Origin of the sequence: Dietzia sp. DQ11-44 (genome assembly GCF_014145205.1) — a bacterium.
In the GTDB taxonomy this organism is placed as follows: Bacteria; Actinomycetota; Actinomycetes; order Mycobacteriales; family Mycobacteriaceae; genus Dietzia; species Dietzia natronolimnaea.
Genome location: NZ_JAALEC010000389.1, coordinates 1 through 5,309, shown reverse-complemented (window position 1 = coordinate 5,309; position 5,309 = coordinate 1). Strand labels below are relative to the sequence as shown.

The following is a 5,309-nucleotide window of genomic DNA, read 5'->3' as shown; positions in this document are numbered from 1 at the left end:
GCGGCGCGCGAATCCGGACCGCAGCGGCGCGGCCCGCGACCCCGGCCCGCGAACCCGGCCCCGTCCGAACAAGCCCCCGTGACGAATCGCTCACGAGTCCGGGCCGTCGAACCGAAGGAGTCACCATGATCGACCCCACCGAGAACAAGCGCATGGACGACGACGGCGGGTCCGCGCCGCGCGGTGCCGACGACGTCGACCGCCCCACCCTCGAGTTGATCCGACGCTTCCTGGTGGAGCGGGACATCGAGTCGACGTTGGCCGACGGCCGCGTTTTCGTGGTCCAGCTGCCGGGGGAGAAGCGGCTCAAGACCGCCTGCCATCTGACGGTGAACCGGGAGAGCGTGCGGATCGAGGCATTCGTCTGCCGCAAGCCCGACGAGGACTTCGAGAGGGTCTACAAGTACCTGCTGCGGCGCAACCGTCGGCTGTACCAGGTGGCGTACACGCTGGACAACAACGGCGACATCTACCTGGTGGGCCGGATGCCGCTGGTCGCGGTGACCGAGGAGGAGCTCGACCGCGTGTTGGGCCAGGTGCTCGAGGCGGCGGATCACGACTTCAACATCCTGCTCGAGACCGGCTTCCACACCTCGATCCGCCGCGAGTGGGAGTGGCGCGTCTCGCGCGGTGAGCCGCTGCGCAACCTGGACGCGTTCCGCCACCTCACCGAGGACCTGCCCCAGCCGGGGCACGAGTAACCCGCGAGCCCTCGGCGCCCGCCCCCGGCGCCCGCCTCTCCGTCGAAAAGAGCGTTCCGCTCACCCTCTTCTCGGCCGATGTGTGCGGGACGCTCTTTTCGACGGTGTGGGGCGCCGACGGTGTGGAGCGTCGACGGAGCGGGCCGCCGACGGTGTGGGCCACCGACGGCGCGGGCGTCGCGGCTCCCGTCAGAGCTGCTCGGCGACCTTCTTGCGCAGGACCTTGCCCATCGGGTTGGTGGGCAGCTCGCCCAGCGCCACGAACTCCCGGGGGACCTTGTACCCGGCGAGTGAGGCCTTGCAGTGGGCGCGCAGGGCCGGGGCGTCGAGCTCGGTGCCCGGTTCGAGCACGACCGCGGCCACGACCTGCTCGCCCCCGTCCGGTCCGCGCCGGCCCACCACCGCGCAGTCGGCCACGCCCGGGGCCCTGCGCAGGACCGCCTCCACCTCGGAGGGGTAGACGTTGAACCCGCCGGTGACGATCATCTCCTTGATGCGGTCCACCACGTGGAGGAAGCCGTCGGCGTCCTGGACCACCACGTCGCCGGTGCGCAGCCAGCCCTCGTGGAAGGTCTCGGCGGTGGCCGCGGGGTTACGCCAGTAGCCCGGGAAGACCTGCGGGCCCCTGACCAACAGCTCGCCGGGCTCGCCCGGGTCGGCGTCGACGGTGGGGTCGTCCTTGTGGGCGACGCGGACGTCGGTGTCCGGGAAGGGGACGCCGATGCTGCCGGCCCGCCTCGCCGTCGACATGGGGTTGCCCACCGTGATGGGCGAGGTCTCGGTCATCCCGTACCCCTCCACGAGCAGGCCCCCGGTCGCGGCCTCCCACCTCTCGATGAGCTCGTCGGGCAGGCTCATGGCGCCGGACAGCGAGTGCCGGATGCCGTGCAGCGGGATGCCCCGCCTGCCGGCCTCCTCGAGGATCTTGGAGTAGATCGGGGGGACGGCCGGGATGAAGGTGGGCAGGTCCTTGGCCAGGATCGGCATGATGAGGTCCATCTCGGGCGCGGGCACGAGCTGCAGCCGGGCACCCACCGCGATCCCGATCACCACGCAGAGCGTCACCCCGTAGGCGTGGAACATCGGCAGCGAGGCCAGGAACCGCTCGCGCCCCAGCTCGAGCTCGGGCACCCAGGCCTCGCCCATCTTGGCGTTGGCCACGAGGTTGGCGTGCGAGAGCGTGGCGCCCTTGGGCGTGCCGGTGGTGCCGGAGGTGTACAGGATCAGCGCGAGGTCGTCGGCCTTCGGGCGGGGATACGAGAAGTCCAGCTCCGGCCCGGTCTCCAGCTCGCGCCAGTCCAGCGTCCCGGGAGCGGGCGCGGAGAGCTTGGCCCGCGAGGCGCGGAGCGACGGGACGGGCAGGAGCTTCAGCGCCAGGCGCTTGGCCGCGGGGAGCTCGTCGAGCAGGTCGACGGCGACGATGTGCTCGATCTCCGTGCCGGGGCGGTCGGCCAGCTCGCGCACCATCCCGGCGACGACGTTCCAGGTCACCACCACCCTCGCGCCGTGGTCGGCGAACGGGCCCTCGAGCTCGTCGGCGGTGTAGAGCGGGTTGTGCTCGACCACGATCGCGCCGATCCGCAGCGCGGCGTAGAACACCACGATCCCCTGCGGACAGTTGGGCAGCAGGACCGCGACCCGGTCCCCGCGCCCCACCCCGAGGCGACGCAGTCCCTCGGCAGCGTGGCGGACCCGGCTGCCGATCTCGGAGTAGGGGGTCAGTCGGCCGAAGAACTCGGTCGCGGGCCGGTCGGCGTAGGTGCGCACGGCGTCGTCGAACTGGTCGATGAGCGTGGTGGTGCCGTAGTCGAGGTTATGTGTGGTGCCCGGGGTGTAGTGGGCGGTCCACGGCCGGTCGGGTCGATCGGGGGTGTCTCCGGCGTGTGTGGTCATGTCTGCACCGTAGTCCTCGGGCGTCGGGTCATAATGACCGTATGGCTTACGGAACCCTCGTCCTGCTGCGTCACGGTCAGTCCACGTGGAACGCCTCCAACCAGTTCACCGGATGGGTCGATGTGGACCTCACCGACCTCGGCCGCGAGGAGGCGGTCCGCGGCGGCAGACTCCTCGCCGAGGAGGGCATCCTCCCGGACGTGCTGTACACCTCGCTGCTGCGTCGGGCCATCACCACGGCCAACATCGCGCTCGACGCCTGCGACCGGCACTGGATCCCCGTGGTGCGGCACTGGAAGCTCAACGAGCGGCACTACGGCAAGCTCCAGGGCCTCAACAAAGCGGAGATCAAGGACGAGTTCGGCGACGAGCAGTTCATGCTCTGGCGCCGGAGCTACGACACGCCGCCGCCGGCGATCGATGCGGACAACGAGTACTCGCAGTCGGCGGACCCCCGCTACGCGGACCTGCCGGAGGTGCCGCTGACCGAGTGCCTCAAGGACGTGGTGGACCGCTTCATCCCGTACTACGCGGCCGAGATCGCGCCGCAGCTGGCGGAGGGTAAGACGGTCATGGTGGCCGCGCACGGGAACTCGTTGCGCGCACTGGTCAAGCACCTCGACGGCATTTCCGACGAGGACATCGCGGGCCTGAACATCCCCACCGGCATCCCGCTGGTCTACCGCTTCGACGACTCCGGTCTGGTCTCCAACCCGGGGGGCACCTACCTCGACCCGGAGGCCGCGGCCGCGGGAGCCGCGGCCGTCGCCAGCCAGGGCGCCCAGAAGTAGGTGTCGCTCCGGTGAACACGCGGCGAACCCCCGTCCACCTGCGGACTTCCCGCAGATGGACGGGGGTTCTCCGTTGTGGTCGCCGATTCGCCGCACCGTAGTATCTGCCTCGTGCAGGTCAGTCTCGGGATCGCCCTCGCGATCATCGCCGCAGTGGTCGGCTTTGTCGTCGGCGGGTTCGTCGTCCCCCGGCTCAACGCCCGCCGTGAGCTCCGGCTCGCCGAGCAGCAGGGTCCGAGCCGGTTGGAGGTCCTGCGGGCGGTGTACCACCAGGCGCCGTACGCGCTCGCCGTGGTGGACCGACACCAGGACGTGGTGCTCTACAACCGTCGCGCCGCGGAGCTGGGCATCGTGGACGACCGGCTCCTGGTGGACCCGGTGTGGCGCGCGGCCGAGATCACCTTCGCCGGCGGCGAGCCCTCGGCGTTCGACCTGCCCGCCAAGGTCATCACGGGGCGCCGCCGGATCCCGTCGGTGAGCGGCCGCAGCGAGATCCTCGGCGGACACCTCGGTCAGTTCGCGGTGGTGTTCGCCGACGACGACTCCGAGCAGCGGCGCATGGAGGCCGCCCGGCGCGACTTCGTGGCCAACGTCTCCCACGAGCTCAAGACACCGGTGGGGGCCATGGCCGTGTTGGCCGAGGCGCTGCTGGAGTCCAAGGACGACCCGGAGTCGGTCGAGTACTTCGGCGGCCGAGTGGTGAGCGAGGCCCACAGGCTGGGTAAGATGGTCTCCGAGCTCATCGAGCTGTCCCGGCTCCAGGGCGCCGAGCGGATCCGCGATCCCGAGCCGGTGGACGTGGACGCCGTGGTGGACGAGGCCATGCGCAGGTCGGCGTCCGCGGCGGAGGCGGCCGGGATCGAGCTGATCACCGACGCGCCCTCCGGGCTCGAGATCTCGGGCGACTGGACACTGCTGGTCACCGCGTTGACCAACCTCATCTCCAACGCCGTCAACTACTCGCCGGAGCGCACCCCGGTCTCGATCACGCGGGCGCTCGACGGGGACACCGTGATGCTGCGGGTCACCGACCGGGGGATCGGCATCGCGCCCGAGCACCAGACCCGCGTGTTCGAACGGTTCTTCCGCGTGGACAAGGCCCGGTCCCGGGCCACCGGCGGGACCGGGCTGGGGTTGGCGATCGTCAAGCACGTCGCCCAGAACCACAACGGCGGCGTCAGCATCTGGAGCAGGCCCGGGACCGGGTCCACGTTCACACTCGAACTCCCGGCCCATGTGGAGCCGGGTGGCGAGGGGGTCCCGCCCCCCGCCGAGCACGACCAACAAGGAGAGGACCAGGTGCCGTGACCAGGGTGCTGATCGTAGAGGACGAGGCTTCGCTCGCGGATCCGTTGGCGTTCCTCCTGCGCAAGGAGGGCTTCGAGGTCACCATCGCCGGCGACGGCCCGACCGCGCTGGAGAGCTTCGACGCGGAGGGCGCGGACATCGTGTTGCTGGACCTCATGCTCCCGGGCATGTCCGGAACCGACGTGTGCAAGCGCCTGCGGGTGACCTCGAGCGTCCCGGTCATCATGGTGACCGCGCGGGACAGCGAGATCGACAAAGTGGTCGGGCTGGAGTTGGGGGCCGACGACTACGTGACCAAGCCCTACTCGGCCCGCGAACTCATCGCCCGCATCCGGGCCGTGCTCAGGCGCGGCGCGGACACGGAGGGAGACCAGCCGGACGACATCGGTGTCCTGGAGTCGGGCCCGGTGCGCCTGGACATCGAGCGGCACACGGTGACCGTCCGCGGGTCGGTGGTGACCCTCCCGCTCAAGGAGTTCGACCTGCTCGAGTACCTGCTGCGCAACTCGGGCCGGGTGCTCACCCGCGGTCAGCTGATCGACCGCGTCTGGGGGTCGGACTACGTGGGGGACACCAAGACTCTGGACGTCCACGTCAAGCGGCTGCGCTCGAAGAT

5 protein-coding genes are annotated in these 5,309 nt (G+C 70.6%); 4 read left to right on the top strand and 1 reads right to left on the bottom strand.

Annotated features, from left to right (window positions below):
• Positions 1-152: 152 nt before the first annotated feature.
• On the top strand, positions 153-701 hold the full coding sequence (locus G6018_RS10285) for a YbjN domain-containing protein (RefSeq protein WP_179525998.1): 549 nt from the start codon (positions 153-155) through the stop codon (positions 699-701).
• Between the two features lie 189 nt (positions 702-890).
• Here the strand turns inward: G6018_RS10285 and G6018_RS10280 are convergent, their stop codons facing one another.
• On the bottom strand, positions 891-2,594 hold the full coding sequence (locus G6018_RS10280; RefSeq protein ID WP_182639542.1) for a long-chain-fatty-acid--CoA ligase: 1,704 nt from the start codon (positions 2,592-2,594) through the stop codon (positions 891-893).
• Positions 2,595-2,635: 41 nt separating this feature from the next.
• On the opposite strand from G6018_RS10280, the gene G6018_RS10275 reads away from it, so the two are divergent.
• The 3 genes from G6018_RS10275 to G6018_RS10265 form a co-directional block, all read left to right on the top strand.
• Positions 2,636-3,385, top strand: coding sequence for a phosphoglyceromutase (locus tag G6018_RS10275; RefSeq protein WP_179523393.1), 750 nt, complete (start codon positions 2,636-2,638; stop codon positions 3,383-3,385).
• A gap of 111 nt (positions 3,386-3,496) precedes the next feature.
• The gene (locus G6018_RS10270) at positions 3,497-4,693 is read left to right on the top strand and encodes an ATP-binding protein (protein ID WP_182639541.1); all 1,197 of its coding nucleotides are present in this window, start codon (positions 3,497-3,499) and stop codon (positions 4,691-4,693) included.
• A partial coding sequence (locus G6018_RS10265; RefSeq protein ID WP_182639540.1) for a response regulator occupies positions 4,690-5,309 on the top strand: 620 nt, incomplete at its 3' end. The genes G6018_RS10270 and G6018_RS10265, both read left to right, overlap by 4 nt.